Genomic DNA, 16,959 nt, shown 5'->3' with positions numbered 1-16,959 from the left:
GGCCTGAGCCGGGAACCCGGACCGCATGAGGGGGGCCCTCGTAATCTGCTCTGAGCAGCAGAAATAAATATGTGGTTGACGTGTCAGTTATATAAATAGTACCGTCATTCTCACATCGGGCGACGAGGCTGCGAGAAGCGGCACCGGCGTCCCCGGAATGGAAGGTGGGCGCGCTCATGTCACGTGAATCCGCAGCCTCGGATCGACTCGACGGACCGCTACAGCCGGACTACGAGGTGGTCGTCGTCGGAGCGGGCTTCGCTGGACTCGGCGCCGGCGTCAAGCTCAAAGAGCTGGGAATCGAGGACTTCGTCATCATCGAGCGACGCGGCGATGTCGGTGGGACGTGGCGGGACAACACCTACCCCGGTGTAGGAGTGGACATTCCGTCGTTCACCTACTCGTACCACTTCGAGCAGAACCCTTACTGGTCAAGGGTTTTCGCGCCGGGGGCCGAGCTGATGTCGTACGCGTCCGACGTCGCGGATCGGTACGATCTTCGCGATCATCTCATGCTGAACACTGCAGTCGAGGTCGCGGAGTTCGACGACAGCAATCACATCTGGCGTGTCACTCTCGGTAACGGCGCAACCTTGAGCGCGCGGTTTCTGATCTCCTGCCACGGCGTCCTCGTGACGCCCGTCGAGCCGAGCATTCCAGGCCTCGCCGACTTCGAGGGCAAAATCTTGCGTTCGGCGAGTTGGGATCACGACTACGACCTCCGCGGTAAGCGGGTGGCAGTCATCGGCACCGGTGCGAGTGCGCTGCAGATCATTCCGTCGATCGCCCCGGAGACAGCGCAATTGGACGTCTATCAGCGGACCCCGATCTGGGTGATCCCGAAGCCTGACGTTGCGGTTCCGTCGGCTGTGCAGTGGGTCTTCGCAAATGTGCCGCTCGTCCAGCGCGGTGTTCGGCTGCTGACCACGGCGGGCAGCGACGGCACCGTCATTCTCGGCGCGGTCTACCACAGCCGGCTGCCGGCACTGTCCAAGGCGATGGGCGCAGTGTGCCGGGCGCAGCTCCGAATGCAAGTGCAGGACAGAGAAACTCGCCAGAAGTTGACGCCCGATTACGAGTTCGGTTGCAAACGGCCCTCGTTCTCCAATACGTACCTGCCCACGTTCAACCGTCCCGACGTCGACCTGATCACGGACCCGATCGAACGCGTGACGGTCGACGGAATCCAGACCGTGTCGGGGCACACCCGCAAGGTCGACGCCCTCGTGCTGGCAACGGGTTTCAAGGTTTTCGACTTGCCGTACGCGATCCGGGGTGTCGACGGTGCAGACCTTGCCACCCTCTGGAATGTCGATCGTAAACAGGCGTATCAGGGTTCGACGCTTCCGCAATTCCCGAACCTCTTTCTTGTCCCCGGACCCTACGGCGTATCCGGTGCATCATGGTTCGGCACAATCGATCTGGGCGTCACCCACGCTGCCGAAGTGGTGCAAGAGGCACGTAAGCGGGGTGCGACGCGGGTTGCGCCGACAGTGCACGCGCATCGTCGATTCTTGAACGACACACTCCGCAAGGTCGAGGGCGAGGTGTTCAAGAGCGCCGGCTGCACGGGCTCCAACAGTTACTACATCGACGAGCACGGCGACGCGCCCTTCCTGCGGCCGAGCCTGGGCGTCTTCAGCTGGTTCGCCGTGCGCTACTTCGATCGGAGCGACTACTCGTTCTCCGCTCTTGCGGGTTCCGACCGGTCCGCGACGACGGTGGTTTCGGTATGACCGCCGACGGTTCACCCATCCTCGAACGCACTCTGAACAGCGGCCAGTTCGAGATTTCCGAACCACGGATAGAACTAGGCAAGCTCTCCGACGTCGGGCCCCTTAACTGGCTGGCACACCGCGCTGCCGGTGTGGTGCTGGGAACCCCGAGCGTCAAAGGTGCAGAGGCACTTTCGCTGAACCCGTGGTTGCTGTGGCCCTGGTTCGTCTACGGTGCGTCGATCACACCGTTGCGCCGTCGCCGCGACCCGAACATCCAACTCGTGATCCTCCGGACCATCTGGAACGCTCACGGCCGCTACGAGTGGTACGTCCATTTCCATGTTTCCCGTCTCGGCGGCATTTCGCCCGAGACGATCGAGCGCGTCACTCGCGGACCCGACGAACCCGGCTGGACCGACGAGCAACGAGCTTTGCTGCGTGCCGTCGACGAGATCCAGGCGGATCACCGGATCGGCGACGTCACCTGGAAAGAGCTCGAGCCCTATCTCGACAATCGCCGCACTGCCGAACTGTTCTTCGTCATCGGCCTCTACGACCAGTTGGCGATGCTCTTCAATTCCGTTGGCCTGCAACCGGAGGAGAAACGCTACAACTGGGCGCCACTCATGCTCACTCGCCGCGGCGACGACAGCGACGCGCTATTGCCAGCGGCGTTCCGCGGTGCGGAAAGTCGAATAGCGCAGATGCTCGATGTGATCGGTCAGTCGCCCTATGGCACGGTCGGAATCAACGGCCGGTCGGTCAGCGTATTGACCCTCGACGAGGGGCGTTCGGTCGCAATCCCTTTGCCGTACGGCAATCGCCGTCGCTGGGTCGCAGACGTCCTCGCTGCAGGCACAGCCGAGGTTCGAATCGGCGACCGCACACACACGCTCGAATCGCCCCGGATCCTCGATGCAACGCAGACGCAGTCGATGTCGACTCGTGTGCACAGAATCTCACGCTTGATGCCCGTACTCGTTGCCGACTTCGCTCGGTCCTGACAGGAGAATCCATTGTCCGTGCAAACGCTCGAACCCATCGAAGAAGCTGCACCGCAGAAGGTTTCCGCAATCTGGCGTATTCCCCCACTCCCCGCGCTGATCTCCCTGTTGGACCGCTGGGCGCAACGTGGCCTGCTGCAACGACTGACGTACCTCGTCGTCGGCGCAGTGGCGCTTGGGGCGGTCGCCGCGCTACTGACCCTTTACGTCACGATCCTGCCCGACGGTTCGTCGGCTTCGACGATCTCGGACTTCATGCGCGAATACACCGTGCTGTTGAAGGCTGCGATGTTCCTTGCCGGCATCGTGATCATCGTTCTGCTCTGTGTGAGCGGGGCTGTAGCGAGCAAGCTGTACCCCGCAGACACGAGTCCGGGGCATCGGATGAGCTGGATCGGCTTCGCAAGCGACGCCGCGCTGATCATCTTCTTCGCCCTCGAGATAGGAATTTTCGCGGCGAACATTCTGCTCGTCGACCACGTCAGCGACGAGATCATCCACGCTCTACACGTCGTCACGTTCGCCTCGGCCTACATGCTTGGTGCCCTGTGGATTCCCTTCTTCGTGTCGTTCATCGTGATCTCGCGCCGTGGCAACGTGTTTCCAAGCTGGTTGAACTGGTTCGCGGCGTTCACTTGCGTGACGAACGGGCTGGCGTGGTTCGGATGCTTCACCCTCGTGGGACCGCTGAACGCGATGAACGGACTGGTCTCGCTCGGCGGACCGACCGTCGGACCTGTTCCGTTCATCCTTATCCTCTCGGTCTACCTGATCATGCAGGAGCTGCCTGCGGGTCTGGCGCGACTGAACGCACAGCTCACCGAGAGCGCCCGACGATGACGACCGAGTTCGAGACGCCGGACTTCCAGTTCGCCATCCTCGGCGCGGGCTATGCCGGCATCGGCACCGCAATTGCGCTCGCCCAGGCGGGAATTCAGGACTTCGTGATGGTCGACAAGGATGTCGACTTCGGTGGCACCTGGCACGTCAACACCTATCCGGGTATCGCTGTGGACCTGCCCGGAGTGCTCTACACCTTCCACGACGAGCAATATCCGGAGTGGCGGAAGACATTCCCGCTCGGGCACGAAATCAAGGAGTACGTCGACCACTGCGTCGCAAAGTACGGTTTGCGCGACCACGCCATTCTCGGCGTGGAGATTCTCAGCGCAGAATATGACGAGGCCAACCACTTGTGGCGGGCACATCTCGACACCGGCCACAGCGTCACCTGCCGCTACGTCATCGGCGGGTGGGGTCTGCTGCAGAAGCCCAAGATGGCCGATGTGCCAGGCCTGGAATCGTTCTCGGGCACGGTGATGCACACTGCCAGGTGGAACCACGACTATGACTACAAGGGTAAGCGGGTCGCGGTGATCGGTACCGGGGCTTCGGCGGTCCAGGTCGTGCCGGCAGTTGCCCCCGACGTCGCGCGGCTGCACGTGTACCAGCGCACCCCGTCCTGGATCATGCCGCGGCCGGATCCTCCTGTGCCGGAACTGGTTCGCAAGTTCTTCCGGCGCTTCCCGGGCTCGCTGAAAGGTCTCGCGCTCCTCATCCACGGTGCCGCGGAACTGGTCAAGACTGCGGGACTCGTCTACTACACGCGGGCACCGTTCATCGTTCGAGTGATCGAATGGATGTGCCTGCTGAATATGCGAATCGGAGTCCGCGACAAAGAGCTTCGCACAAGGCTCCGCCCGCGATCGGGTTGGGGGTGCACATTCCCGACCGTGTCGAACAAGTACTACCCGACGTTCAACCGGGACAACGTCGAGTTGGTGACCGACGGGATCGAGCGGATCGACGCCGACGGCATCTGGACGGTGGACGGCGTCCACCGCCCGGTCGACATGATCGTCATGGCCACAGGTTTCCGCGGGTTCGAAGACCAGCCGCCGTTGCCGCTGCTCGGGCGGGCTGGGGAAGATCTTCGAGAGTTGTTCCAGCGCGAACGAATTCGCGCGTTTCACGGGGCGAGCGTGCCGGTGGCACCGAACGCTTTTCTGCCGATCGGTCCGTACAGCTTCACCGGTCACTCGTACGCGCTTTCCGTCGACTTCAGTGCACGCCATCTGATCCGGTGCGTCGCCGAAGCGCAGCGCCGTGGCGCGACGGAAATACAGGTCACCGAAGAGGCGAACGAACGGTATTTCCAATATTGCCTCAGCCATATGAAATACACGGCCTTCTACAACAACAACTGCAACGCCAAAGAGGGCTATTTTTTCGACCCGCACGGCGATGTGCCCCTCATCAGGCCGAGTTCGACGGTGAAGGCGTGGTTCGACAACAACACCTTCGACGTGGCAAACGACTACCGGTTCGCCGCCCTCGGTGGTGCGGATGCGCTGCCCCCAGTCTCCGCAAAGCGGCGGCCGCGGTGGATTCACCTGTACCAGTTGCTCTTCCGGCACGCGGATCGGCGCTCTGTTGCTGCGGCGGTGGTCAACGACGACCTCGTGACGAGCCTCATCGGCGCCGGCGCTGTGCGCCGTGCGAGCGAATCCATTCTCGCGGCTACCGATGATCGTGCGCGCGGCGCTGCGCTCGAGCCGTTGCTGTCGGGCCTCCGGCAGGCCCGTGCAGGCGCCGACCTCGATGCGGAATTGGCGGAGCTGGAACTCTCGAAGGACTTCCCTCATGAGCACTGATCCACTCGCCACCGGCACTCGCGCGAATGCGGTCCTCGTGCACGCCGGACCACCCAGCCGACAAGCCGGAGTTCTGCACCGCACGAGCCGGATACTCATCAAACCGACTCTCAACGGCCTGATCAGCCTGTACGGAATGCTGGTCGCGATCGGTCCTGCGGGCACTGCCAAATCCAGGTTCATCCAATGGCCCGTTGCCGTCGCGGACTACATCGCCCGGCCGCTGGTTCCCGTTCGCGGCAGCGTCGTCGAGATGATGTACGCCCCACCGTCCGGGCTGCGAATCGAGAAGGTGACCGGCCCAGGTGTCGACCCCGAAGCCGAGGCGGCGATCGTGTGGTTCCACGGCGGGGGATTGGTGGCCGGCGGGTTCAACTCACACCGGCGACTGCTGTCGCGACTGTCCGCGGAGGCCGCTACGCCTGCATACAGCGTCGAGTACCGCCTGCAGATCGAGCACACGTTCGCGGACGCGGTGGCCGATGGTCTCCTCGCATACCGTGCGTTGCTCGCCACTGGACTCGACCCGAGTCGCATGGTGTTCGGCGGCGACTCCGGTGGCTGTGCGGTCGCACTCGCCACCGCGCTGGCCGTCCGCGATGCCGGGCTGTGCCAACCCGCAGGTCTGGTTCTGCTGAGCCCCTGGGTCGATTTCGATCCGACGACGAAGCTTGCCGACCCGCGCGCTCGCCTCGACGCCGCCATTCCGATCACCGGTGCCTGGCCGCTGAGCGGCGGCCGCTTGATGGCGGAACACGTACTCGCATCGAGCATCGCCGATGCGGCGCGTCTGTCGCCGATCAACGCGACCCTGGGCGGTCTTCCGCCGGTGCTCATCCACGCTGCCGAGTCCGAAATCTTGTCTGTCGACGCCCTGGCACTGCATACAAAACTCGGCGCGGAAGACGTCGAATCAACTGTGAAGCTGTGGCCCGGCCTGATTCATATGTTCCAGCTCGCCGCCGATCTCGTTCCGGAAGGTCGGGAATCGTTGGCCGAAGTCGGCGAGTTCGTCAGCGCGCTAACCGCGTCGGCGACCGGCTGATTCTGCCAGTATCGTGCATATGACCAATAGTTCGTCTGAATCGACGCCGCCAGCGACTCCAGCGCACCGATATCGGCCGATGTCGGGTCGCGATCCGCACGAATCTCACCGGGTCGCGACGCCGCTGGAGTTGCTCTACGACTTGACCTTCGTCGTTGCTTTCGGCGTAGCTGCATCCGAACTTTCGCATCTGCTGGCCGAGGGGCACGTCGGTGCGGGCCTCGCGGGTTTCGCGTTCGCCACATTTGCCGTCTGCTGGGCGTGGGTGAACTTCAGTTGGTTCGCCTCCGCGTACGACACCGACGACTGGGTGTACCGGGCACTGACAATGGTGCAGATGGTCGGGGTAATCATTCTGGCGCTGGGTATTCCGCAGATGTATGCCTCCATCGAGGAGGGTGAGCACGTCGACAACCAGGTCATGGTCGCGGGTTATGTCGTCATGCGGATCGCGATGGTCGCGCAATGGCTGCGAGCCGCGCGCCAGGATCCAGCGCGGCGTTCGGCATGCATGAGTTATGCAACGACTGTCTCTGTCGCACAGGTGTTGTGGGTCGGCATCATCGTGGCGCACACGTCGGTCGCGGTCACGTTCGTCCTCGTTCTGTTGGTGACCGGCGTCGAACTGATCGGACCGATACTCGCCGAGACGCGTAAGGGCGGCACGCCGTGGCACGCGCATCACATCGCGGAGCGGCACGGTTTGCTGACGATCATCGCGCTCGGTGAGGGGGTCGTCGGCACGGTTGCCTCACTGTCTGCCGGCGTCGGGAATCAGGGCTGGTCTGTCGATGCGGTGCTCGTCGTCATCGCAGGCACCGGCCTGACTTTCGGGATGTGGTGGATCTACTTCGCTATCCCGGCAGGGGAGCTTTTGCACTCGAGACGCAGCCGTGCAATCCCGTGGGGATACCTGCACATCATCTTGTTCGCGTCCATCGTCGCGACCGGCGCGGGCCTGCACGTGGCCGCCTATTACATCGAGCATCATTCCGAGTTGGGTTCGGTTGCAACGGTACTGACGGTTGCGATCCCGGTCGCTGTCTATATCGCGATGGTGTACGTCCTGGTTGCAATTCTCGTTCGAATGGCTGACCCGTTCCACATTCTGCTGCTCGGGCTGACGGCGTTGGTCTTCGCTGTCGCAATCGGTTTGGCCATTGCCGGCGTATCGATGGCGGTGTGCCTGGTCGTCGTCATGTTGGCACCGTTGGTGTCGGTGATCGGATTCGAACTCGTGGGGCACCGACACACCTCGGATGCGATCGCCGCACGGCTCGCCGAGGAGAGCGCGGGCTGACGCAGCCTGGCTTGCCGAAACGAGTAACTCTTCCGCCGACGCGCACCTCTTGCCGCCGGGTGTGTGAGCCGAAAATTGAGGCACACCACCAACGAAAGGCAGCGAAATGGCGCGCACCCCCTCCGTGGCAATCATCGGCACCGGCTTTGCCGGACTTGGCATGGCGATCCAGCTGAAGAAGGCAGGCTACGACGACATCACGATCTTCGAGAAAGCCGGTGACGTCGGTGGCTGCTGGCGTGACAACACGTATCCGGGCGCCGCGTGCGATGTGCCGTCGCACCTCTACTCGTTCTCCTTCGAGCCGAAGAGCGATTGGTCGCGGCGATTCGCGCCCCAGCCCGAGATTCATCGATACTTACGCGACGCCGCCGCCAAATACGATGTCCGCAAGCATGTTCGGTTCAATGTCGAGGTGACGGCGGCGACGTTCGACGAGATGGCCGCCAACTGGAACATCGAGCTTTCGGACGGAACGACTCATACCGCAGACATGTTGATCGCGGGCACCGGCCAGCTGAACCGGCCTGCGTACCCGCGCATCCCGGGCATCGAGACCTTCGAAGGCGAGCTGTTCCACTCGGCGCGGTGGAACCATGACTACGACCTCGCGGGCAAGAAGGTCGCCGTGATCGGTACCGGCGCGTCGGCCATTCAATTCGTGCCCAAGGTTGCCCCGCAGGCGGCCGAGCTGAAGCTCTTCCAGCGCGATGCGGCGCACGTCATCCCGAAGCCGGACTACGCCTACCCGCGCGCGGTTTGCGCAGCGTTCGGCGCGGTCCCTGGCCTCCAGCGTCTCTCGCGGTGGGCGACGTACTGGGAGTTGGAGCCACGCGCGCTGGCGTTCACCAAGTTCCCACAGCTGATGGCGCCTTTCGAGGCGCGGTTCCGGCGGTACCTGAACAGCGAGGTCGCCGACGCGGACTTGCGCGCCAAGCTCACCCCGCAAGATCCGATTGGGTGCAAGCGGATCCTGATCTCCAACGACTACTACGCCGCGCTCGTTCGCCCGAACGTCGACGTCGTCAGTACCGGAATCACCGAGATCCGCTCGAACGGATTGGTGACGGCCGACGGTGAGTTCCACGAGGCGGACGCCATCATCCTCGGAACCGGGTTCCAGGCAACCGATCTGCTTGCCCCGATGCACATCACCGGACGAGGCGGTGCGGTGTTGCGCGACGAGTGGCGCGACGGCGCGGAAGCCTACCTCGGCATGAGCATCACGAAATTTCCGAACCTGTTCGTCCTGTACGGCCCGAACACAAACCTCGGCCACAGCTCGATCGTGTTCATGCTCGAAGCACAGATCGGCTACGTACTGCAGGCGGTCCGCCGCCTTGCGCGCGGCGACATTGCCTACCTCGATGTTCGCCCCGACGTACAGGACAGCTTCAATGCCAAGCTGCAGCAACGCATTCGGGCAAGTGTATGGGCCCAGAATTGCACCAGCTGGTACAAGAACGCCGCCGGCAAGAACCCGATCAACTGGCCCGGGTTCACCTTCGAATACAAGCGCCGCACCCAGCGACTGACCGAAAGCGATTACGAGCTTGCTCCTGCCCGAGTCCCCGCGCGCGTCTAGGTGCGGTTGAGCGCTCTGGCTTTGAACTCGCGCGGTCCCACGCCGTTCCAGCGGCGGAACGCTTGCGAGAAGCTGGAGAGTTCGACGTACCCGAGGCGCTGCGCAGTCTCCGCGACCGTCAAGCCGCCGGAGAAGAGCAGCTCTTCGGCAAGTCGTTGCCGCACCTCGTCGAGGAGATCGCGGAAGGACGTGGCCTCCGCCGAAAGGCGGTGCCGCAGGGTCCGGGAACTCATGTTGAGCTCACGAGCCACCTGCTCCGCGCTCGGCGGGTCGGACGCGCGAGCAAGCAGGAGGTCGCGGACCTGTCCGGACAGTCCCGTTCGGGCATGCATGCGTTCCAACAGTTCTCGGCATTGTGCTTGCAGAAGCGCGGCAGTGTGCTGATTGGCCTGGGGCAGTGGCAGGTCGAGAATTTCAGGGGGCATCGCGACCACGTTCTCGGCGGCGTCGAACTCCGGCTCAACTCCAAAAGTGGCTGTGTACAAGGAGATATCGGGTGGCGCTGGAAAGGTGAAGCTGGCCCGCTCGATCGGAATCGGTGCCGCGAACAGTTCGCGCCGAATCACTCGAATCGCTGCGGCATCGCGTTCGATGGCATAGCGGCGCAGGGGAAAAGGGATATCGGGCGTATCGAGGACCAATTGAAACTCGTCGTTCGTATCACGTGTTCGAATGCGGGACAACGCGAATGTGAGGTTGAGATAGCGCAGACCGATATCGATGGCATTGCGCAGCGTCGGACTGCTGATCAACGCGAAGCCCCAGATGCCGTATGTGGTCAGGTGGTAGCGGTTGCCTGCTCTCACCCCGAGGTCGGCAGGATGGCCGAGGGCCTCCAGCAAATTGGTGATGACAGAAAGCTCTTGGCGTGCAGTGACTTCCGCGCTGGGCATACGGAGCCGGGCTTGTTCGAATGCAGTGCCGCGCAGGCAGACCGCCTCCGGAACAGCGAGGTCGGCGGCGAGGTCCAGCAGTACGAGCACACTGGTCGGTGCGCGGGGAATGTCCCAGTCCACCATCGGTGGCACCTTCCCTTCAGCGCTCGGTGCGCAATCGGTCGAGTACCGCGAGGGCATCATCGATGCGGTCTGCGGGTACCAGAAGATGATCGTGGTAGAAGCCGGCCAGCACGTTGCAGCTTATTCCCGCAGCCGTCAACGCGGAGCTGACCGCCGCTGTCAGCCCGACCGCCTGCAGCGAGGAATGGACGTCGAGCGTGATCCAGTGCGCGACGAAGTCGTAGGCGAGTTGCCTTGCGTCGGCGACGGATCGGTCGACGACCAGCGTGATTCCCTCTGCCTCTTCGATTCTCGCCGCGAATGGGATGTCGTCCGCGTCTGTGACAGAGACGAACACGAACGTCCCCGCACGCAGGCTGGATTGCAACGTCGCGAGGATAGCGGTGAGGTCGCGTTCGCCGGTCACGCTCGCCAGTCTGGCATGCACGAGTCACCGCGACCCGGCAGATGGCACGATAGGAATATGCCAGGCCCGATGATTCGAGGACGCGGACGGCCACCGGGTTCGCGGATCCAGCCCGAGCAGCGCCGAGACGAATTGCTCGACGCTGCCGAACGCAGCTTGCGTGCGCGTGGTCCGGAATTGTCGCTCGTCGATGTCGCACGCGAAGCGGGACTGACGCGGTCGGCGGTCTACGCCGCATTCCCCGACAAGGACGCGCTGGTAGCCGCTCTTGCCAGACGTCAAACCCGACGAATCATCGACGAGGTGGCCGTCGTCGTCGGCTCGGCGGGGGATCCGCACGCGCAGACACGGGCTGCAGTCGATTGCCTGTGCCGGTGGGTCGACGACGAGCCGAGCGTGTCGGCTGCGCTCGCTCCGAGCATGCGATCCGGTGCCGTCGTCGACGAGCTTGCGACCTGGCTCGAAGCGGTCCTGGCTGCGGGTTTCGATCAACTTGGCGGGAACCCCCGCGCGGCGGGCCCGTGGGCGCGAGCCGTTCTCGGCGCGATCTCGACCGCCGTCTTCTGGTGGGCTCGCGAAAGGACGATGAGTCGCGACGAGTTGGTCGACCACCTGACCGCGTTGATCTGGTCCGGCTTCCTCGGCGCCGGCGGCGCGAGCCTGGCGCTGCCGATCGACGTCGACGGCGGGTAGGTCGCCGAGCAGGCTGCTGCTGTGGTCGCTGGGCGGGCGATCGTCAGCTAAGCGCCTGGTCGAGTATGTCGCGTGGCGTGTCGAGGTAGTTGACGCAACGCCAACAAATAGACAGACTGTTTATTTATGAGCGCACCCGCAGACTCGAGTGTCGAATGGCCCCATCCGCCGGAGCATGTGGGCGCGACCAACTGGGCAGAGGTTCGTCGGCACAATCCCGAACTGGTCGACCGCTTGGCCGTGAACATGTACCGCAGCGACGATGTCGCCGACCGCGCGGCCGCCGATCTGCTCGCAATGCCAGGTGGTTGGCGGCTGCTCGACCACGTACTGACCGACGTGCACCGATATGGCACCGAGGCGCCGGAATCGTTGCAGCGTCTACTGGCTCCCCTGATCGACCCGCCTTCGTGGTATTCGCCCGAGGTTGTCGACGCCGGAGCGCGTGCGTGGTGGCGATTCGGGTCGGTGCAGGCGATCACGCTCTATCAGTCGCTGATGTACGGGTACCAGTCGCCCGGGCTGAGCCGTCCGCTTGCGATGACTGGACGCCTGACGTCGGGAACCAGCGACCGCCTCGCGGAGACCGGTCGCTGGATCGTCACCGCAACAGCGCCCGGTGGCATGGCTCCGGGCGCGCGGGGCTGGGCGGAAAGTGTGCGAATCAGAATGGTGCACGCGCTCGTTCGGCGGCATCTGCTGACCGCGCAAGGCTGGGACGCGCAGAGCTGGGGCGTTCCGATCAACCAGAGCTACAGCGCACTGACCATCAGCGGTGGTTTCCTCGTCCTGCCGCTCATCGTCGCGGCGGACCTCGGGATCTCCTACTCCTCGGCAGAGTACGAAGCAATTGCGCACCAATGGCGTTGGATCGGATTCGTCATGGGTGTGCCCGACGAGTTGCTCCCGCACAACTACCGCGAGGCTCAGGAGATGTTCGACGTTGCCGGACGGTTCGAGATCGACCCGGACGGGAACTCTCGCACGTTGACGGATGCGCTTCTGCACGATGGCTATTCGCTGGATGCCCTGCCGGCTCCCGCAGCCCGTGCACTGAAAGCTGTTGCGACGCCGGTCCTTGCCTCGCTCTTCGCGAGCATTTCGACGCGCTGGGTCCCGCCGAATGCCGCAAGGGGGATGGGGCTACGCCGAACTCCCGCGCATCACCTCGTCGTGCTCGCCCGGCAAGCGGTCCGGATGCGCGAAGCTACGCGCACACTCGGCCTCCTGGGATCCGAGGACCGCCTCGTGGACCGCGAACTCAGGTTCGTCGTTCGAAACCTCGGCCGCTTCAGCACGAAGCAGACGCCGCTGCGGCCGGAGGCGGCAGCGTAATGGGTGACACGATTGTGCTGCGGCAGCGTGTCGCCGCGCCGCCTGCCGCGGTCTGGGATCTGCTCACCGACCCCGCCCGCATGAACGAGTGGTCCACGGCCCGTATCGAACTGGTCGATGCCGGCGACGGCGGCCGGGCTGACGGCGTCGGCACGTTGCGCCGGATCCACCTCCCGGGTCCCGGTTCGGCGCGGCTGTCGGAGGTGGTACACGAGTCCGAGCCGCCGCATCGATTCGGCTACACGGTCTTTCGCGGTGCGGCAGGGCTTCGCGAGCACCGTGGCAATATCGCCATCGCCGGCGTGGACGGGGGAGCGGCATCCGAAGTCAGCTGGGAAGTGGTGATGCGCTTCGCAATTCCGGGGGTCTCACTACTTGCGCGCCAGCTCATAGCTCCCGAACTCTCGCGATCACTGAAGCGGCTGGCCGAGATCGCCGCGGGCTCGCGGGAATCCACCACTGCAGGGCCGAGGCATATCGAACCCGCGGACCTCACCCCCTTGCTCGCGGAAGCGAACGCGATTCTCGCGCAGCAACGCGCGATCGCCGATCGACTGGCAGGCGCGGACGATCCCAAGCAATGGTTCGCCCGTGTGTACCAGTTCGTCACCGAAGAGCAACTGGCACATCTCGAGTCGGGGCTCGTGAACAATCCGGAGTGGGTGTTGCGGCTCATTCCCCGGTTCCACGAGCTGTATTCCGAAAGCCTGTTCACCTTCGAGGCGGGCGAGCCGACGCCGCAACAATGGCACCGCGCGTGGAGTACTGCCGAGGCGGGCGGCGCGAAGCAATCCGCGCAGCTGATCGTGAAGGCTCTTCTGCAGGGTGTAGCCGCACACATCGAGGTGGATCTGCCTCGTGCGCTTGCGGAGACGTACCTTCGCGACTTCCGCGGTCGATGTGACTACGTGTATTTCCGCGCCGACTACATACGCATGGCTGACATCTTCCGCAAGGCGTCCGACCGTCTGATGGAGCAGATGCCACGCCATTACCATCCGTTGTGGCTGCGCCTCTCGCGCAGCGTCCTGCCGCCGGAATTTCGCGATCAACTGATGAGCCGGTACTACGACGTCGCGCGTCGCAGGCTGGAGGCGTTCGACAAGGGCGGCGAACTTGTGCGGGCGAAACTTGGCGTCGCCGACTCCTAGGAACCCAGCAGTTCGCGGCGCAGCACCTTGCCCGCGGGATTGCGCGGAATGCTGCTCACGAACCGGATATCCCGCGGTTGCTCGAAGCGAGACACCTTCCTCTTCAGGAAGTTTCGCAGCTCGTCCACGTCGATGGCGCCGTTCTCCCTGGGCACGACGAAGGCAGTGAGACGCTGCCCGTAGTCCTCGTCGGAGACGCCGACGACTGCGCTATCGGCAACATCCGGATGTTCGGCGAGCGCATTCTCGACGGCTTGCGGGTATACGTTCTCTCCGCCCGACACGATCATGTCGTCGTCGCGGCCGACGATGAAGAGGCGCCCTTTCTCGTCGGTATATCCCATGTCGCCGGTGCTGGTCAGGTTCGCCACGACCTCCTTTCCGCCGCCGCCGGTGTAGCCGTCGAATGCGAGATCGCCGCCAACGAAGATTCGGCCGATGACGTTGGCACCGAGAGTATTACCGTTGTTGTCGAGGATCCGGACGGGTGAACCGGCGACGGGTCGGCCGACGGTTCCCGGCGCGTCCCGCAGGTCGGCGGGGGTCGCGAACGTCCCGATGCCGACCTCGGAGGACCCGTAGCCGTTGTAGAGGATGTCGCCGAATGCGTCCATAAAGCGTTCGGCAAGAACGGGACTCAGCGGTGCGCCGCCCGAGATCACCACGCGTAGGCGGTCTGCAGGGTTTCGCGCAGACACAGCTTCGGGAAGGTCCAGAATGCGGGCAAGCATGATCGGTACCGCGGCGAACGCGTCGGCGCGATGGAGGGAGGCCTGCGCGAGTGCGGCCTCGGCATCGAAGCGGCGCCGTGTGATCATCGTCGCGCCAAGCGCGACCGACAGCATCAGAATTGCGAAACCGAAGGCGTGAAACATCGGTACTGCGAGGACGATTCGAGATCCGGTCCGAAGTCGAGTGCGATGCAGAACCGACGCGGCAATGCCGAGTGTCGGACCGATCGCGGGTGTGCGGGGTACGCCCTTGGGCGTTCCCGTCGTTCCCGACGTCAACACGATGATGCGCCCCGGTGGCCCGCTGACACGACGTCGGACCACGGTCGTGCTGCTGGGTTCCGCGGGGTGGACGGCTCTCGCATGCTCGCCGACTGATTCACAAAATTCTCTGTCGCACAACACGACTCGAATGTTGTGCGCCGAGATCGCCGCCGCGAGTGCGGCCTGCCGGAATTCGGTGTTGAGCAAAACCACGTCGGCGCCGATCGACGCGGCGGCGAAGACACTCTCGGCAAATCCGCGGCCGTTTCGGAGCAGAATTCCTACGGCCTCGCCGGCGCGGACGCCATGCCGTTCGCTCAGTTCGACAGCTAGCCTGTCGCAGCGAAGCTGCAAGTCCCGGTAGGTGATTGCACCGTCGTCGTCGATGACAGCGGTGCGGCCGGGCCAGCGTGCGGCGGCGATGGCCAACGCCGTCGCCGGGTTCGTTCCACCGCGTCGTACGGCGCGCGTGATTCGCAACAGCTTCCGCGGGGCAACGGGTTTGGCGAGACCGGATCGCACAAGCACGGCAAGCCCGGTCCGTGCGACGTCGGTGGATGTCATCGCTCGCTGCCCCGAGCGCTTTCCGAATCCGCAGAGTTGCGATGCATGATCCGGAGTGCGAGGTCGAGCGGGCCGGAAGCGATCGTCGACGCCAATTCTGCGGACCCCACCCACCACGGCTCGATCGTGCGCGGGCGCTCGATGATTGCCTTCGACACGATGTCCGCTGCTTCGTCGGGGTGCAGGCCTGGAAGATTGCGCAGCGTCGGCGTCGGCGCGCTCATCCGGGTGTAGATCAGACCCATGTAGAGGGAACTGATTCGCACGCCGTCGGCGCGCAGCTCGGGGCCGACGCTGCGCAGCCAGGTGTCGAATGCGCCCTTCGAGGCCTGGTACGCGCCCCAGCGCGGCGCGGGAGAGATCCGTACGCCGATCGTAGAAATGTTGACGATGTGCCCGGCACCTGCCTCGCGCATCGCCGGCAGCAGTCCCAGTAGCAGCCGTATCGGGCCGAGGTAGTTGATGTCGATCGTCCGCTGAAAGTCCTGCGGGCGGTCGTATTGCAAGTCGAGTGAGCGGCGAATCGACTTTCCGGCGTTGTTCACGACGATGTCCAGCGCACCGTATTCCTCGGTGATCCGCTTCGCCAGCTCTGCAGTGGCCGGCTCGTCGGTGAGGTCGACGGCGTAGGTGACCGCCGAGCCTCCGCCGGCGTTGATCGATGCCGCAACGTCGTCGAGCTTCTCAGCGGTCCGCGCGACGAGCAGTACGGTTGCGCCCGCCGCGCCGAGCTTGCGTGCGGTGGCTTCGCCGAGACCGAAGGACGCCCCGGTCACCAGTACCTTCTTGCCCTGGACGGCCCGGCGGAGCCGATCCGGATCGGTGGATCGTGGCGGATTGACCAAGCGGTCCAGCAGGATGTTCGGAATGTTCATAGCGACCTTTCGATAGCGAGACCGCGGACGAGAGTGCGCGCGGCAAATTCGACTGTGTCGTCCCAGGCATGTGTGAGAACCTCGTGCCGCGCGCTCGTAAAGCGGTTGGCGAGGCCGACGACTGTCGACCACAGCACCGTCACCGCGAGATCGGGCTCGTCGACGCCGGCGTCGTCGATCAGCTTGCGAAACCAGCTCAGCAGGCGGAGTGCGGCAGTGACGAGTTGGTCGCGCGCCTCGGGTTCGAGGTCGGGGCGTTGGCCCAGAATCGCCATGATGTCGATCTCCTTGCCGAACTCTGCGTAGACGTCGCGGTACATCGTCGCGACTGCGACGAACTGATCCTCGAACTCCGCGAGTTGGTTCATGACGGGCTCGAGCTCGGCGTACATCTGATCGAGTCGCTCGGCGTACATCACGGCGAAGAGTGCCTCCTTCGTCGGGAAGTACCTGTAGACGGTGCCGAGGGCGATGCCGGCTTCGCGTGCGACCTCGCGCATCTGCAGTGCAACGAGACCCTTCTCACGCAACAGCATTCGGCCGGCGCGCAGTATGTCGCGACGCCGTCCTTCGCGATCGCCCCATTTGGTCGCCATCACCCTCCGCTCAATATGA

The 16,959-nt window shown here is 64.1% G+C and carries 15 protein-coding genes; 10 read left to right on the top strand and 5 right to left on the bottom strand.

Annotated elements, in window-relative coordinates; all coding sequences use genetic code 11:
* The first annotated feature begins 176 nt into the window (after positions 1–176).
* The 7 genes from JGU72_RS03950 (at position 177) to JGU72_RS03920 (ending at position 9,306) form a co-directional block, all read left to right on the top strand.
* The gene (locus JGU72_RS03950; protein ID WP_199682406.1) at positions 177–1,736 is read left to right on the top strand and encodes a flavin-containing monooxygenase; all 1,560 of its coding nucleotides are present in this window, start codon (positions 177–179) and stop codon (positions 1,734–1,736) included.
* Entirely contained in the window at positions 1,733–2,722 is a 990-nt protein-coding gene (locus tag JGU72_RS03945) for a carboxymuconolactone decarboxylase family protein (protein ID WP_199682405.1), read from the top strand. The genes JGU72_RS03950 and JGU72_RS03945 overlap by 4 nt, the downstream gene beginning before the upstream one ends.
* Before the next feature lie 12 nt (positions 2,723–2,734).
* A complete protein-coding gene (locus JGU72_RS03940) occupies positions 2,735–3,562 on the top strand; it encodes a hypothetical protein (RefSeq protein ID WP_199682404.1) in 828 nt (275 codons plus the stop codon).
* Positions 3,559–5,376: a flavin-containing monooxygenase gene (locus JGU72_RS03935; protein ID WP_199682403.1), complete on the top strand. Its 1,818-nt coding sequence runs from the start codon at positions 3,559–3,561 to the stop codon at positions 5,374–5,376. Before JGU72_RS03940 ends, JGU72_RS03935 begins: the two co-directional genes overlap by 4 nt.
* Positions 5,366–6,421: an alpha/beta hydrolase fold domain-containing protein gene (locus JGU72_RS03930; protein ID WP_199682402.1), complete on the top strand. Its 1,056-nt coding sequence runs from the start codon at positions 5,366–5,368 to the stop codon at positions 6,419–6,421. The genes JGU72_RS03935 and JGU72_RS03930 overlap by 11 nt, the downstream gene beginning before the upstream one ends.
* A gap of 19 nt (positions 6,422–6,440) precedes the next feature.
* Entirely contained in the window at positions 6,441–7,721 is a 1,281-nt protein-coding gene (locus JGU72_RS03925) for a low temperature requirement protein A (protein ID WP_233531084.1), read from the top strand.
* A gap of 106 nt (positions 7,722–7,827) precedes the next feature.
* On the top strand, positions 7,828–9,306 hold the full coding sequence (locus JGU72_RS03920) for a flavin-containing monooxygenase (protein WP_199682401.1): 1,479 nt from the start codon (positions 7,828–7,830) through the stop codon (positions 9,304–9,306).
* Here JGU72_RS03920 and JGU72_RS03915 read toward each other — a convergent pair.
* Complete coding sequence (locus JGU72_RS03915) at positions 9,303–10,325, bottom strand: AraC family transcriptional regulator (RefSeq protein ID WP_199682400.1); 1,023 nt, start codon at positions 10,323–10,325, stop codon at positions 9,303–9,305. The two genes, JGU72_RS03920 and JGU72_RS03915, sit on opposite strands and share 4 nt — an antisense overlap.
* A 16-nt stretch (positions 10,326–10,341) precedes the next feature.
* Positions 10,342–10,731: an ACT domain-containing protein gene (locus JGU72_RS03910; RefSeq protein ID WP_199682399.1), complete on the bottom strand. Its 390-nt coding sequence runs from the start codon at positions 10,729–10,731 to the stop codon at positions 10,342–10,344.
* Between the two features lie 57 nt (positions 10,732–10,788).
* Between JGU72_RS03910 and JGU72_RS03905 the strand changes: the two genes are divergently transcribed.
* The 3 genes from JGU72_RS03905 to JGU72_RS03895 all read left to right on the top strand — a co-directional run bounded on the left by JGU72_RS03905 (position 10,789) and on the right by JGU72_RS03895 (position 13,910).
* Positions 10,789–11,424: a TetR/AcrR family transcriptional regulator gene (locus JGU72_RS03905; RefSeq protein WP_233531082.1), complete on the top strand. Its 636-nt coding sequence runs from the start codon at positions 10,789–10,791 to the stop codon at positions 11,422–11,424.
* Positions 11,425–11,550: 126 nt separating this feature from the next.
* Complete coding sequence (locus tag JGU72_RS03900; RefSeq protein WP_199682398.1) at positions 11,551–12,759, top strand: oxygenase MpaB family protein; 1,209 nt, start codon at positions 11,551–11,553, stop codon at positions 12,757–12,759.
* Positions 12,759–13,910, top strand: a complete 1,152-nt coding sequence (locus JGU72_RS03895; RefSeq protein WP_199682397.1) for an SRPBCC family protein — start codon at positions 12,759–12,761, stop codon at positions 13,908–13,910. The genes JGU72_RS03900 and JGU72_RS03895 overlap by 1 nt, the downstream gene beginning before the upstream one ends.
* Here JGU72_RS03895 and JGU72_RS03890 read toward each other — a convergent pair.
* Genes JGU72_RS03890 through JGU72_RS03880 form a run of 3 tightly spaced genes read right to left on the bottom strand, consistent with a single transcriptional unit; the run spans position 13,907 to position 16,940 of the window.
* Positions 13,907–15,469: an AMP-binding protein gene (locus JGU72_RS03890; protein WP_199682396.1), complete on the bottom strand. Its 1,563-nt coding sequence runs from the start codon at positions 15,467–15,469 to the stop codon at positions 13,907–13,909. The two genes, JGU72_RS03895 and JGU72_RS03890, sit on opposite strands and share 4 nt — an antisense overlap.
* Positions 15,466–16,344, bottom strand: a complete 879-nt coding sequence (locus JGU72_RS03885; RefSeq protein ID WP_199682395.1) for an SDR family NAD(P)-dependent oxidoreductase — start codon at positions 16,342–16,344, stop codon at positions 15,466–15,468. Before JGU72_RS03885 ends, JGU72_RS03890 begins: the two co-directional genes overlap by 4 nt.
* A complete protein-coding gene (locus tag JGU72_RS03880; protein ID WP_199682394.1) occupies positions 16,341–16,940 on the bottom strand; it encodes a TetR/AcrR family transcriptional regulator in 600 nt (199 codons plus the stop codon). The genes JGU72_RS03885 and JGU72_RS03880 overlap by 4 nt, the downstream gene beginning before the upstream one ends.
* Positions 16,941–16,959 lie beyond the last annotated feature (19 nt).

Source organism: Antrihabitans auranticaus, assembly GCF_016481275.1.
In the GTDB taxonomy this organism is placed as follows: Bacteria; Actinomycetota; Actinomycetes; order Mycobacteriales; family Mycobacteriaceae; genus Antrihabitans.
The sequence above is the reverse complement of the archived record's forward strand: the minus strand, read 5'-3'. Positions and strand labels throughout refer to the sequence as shown.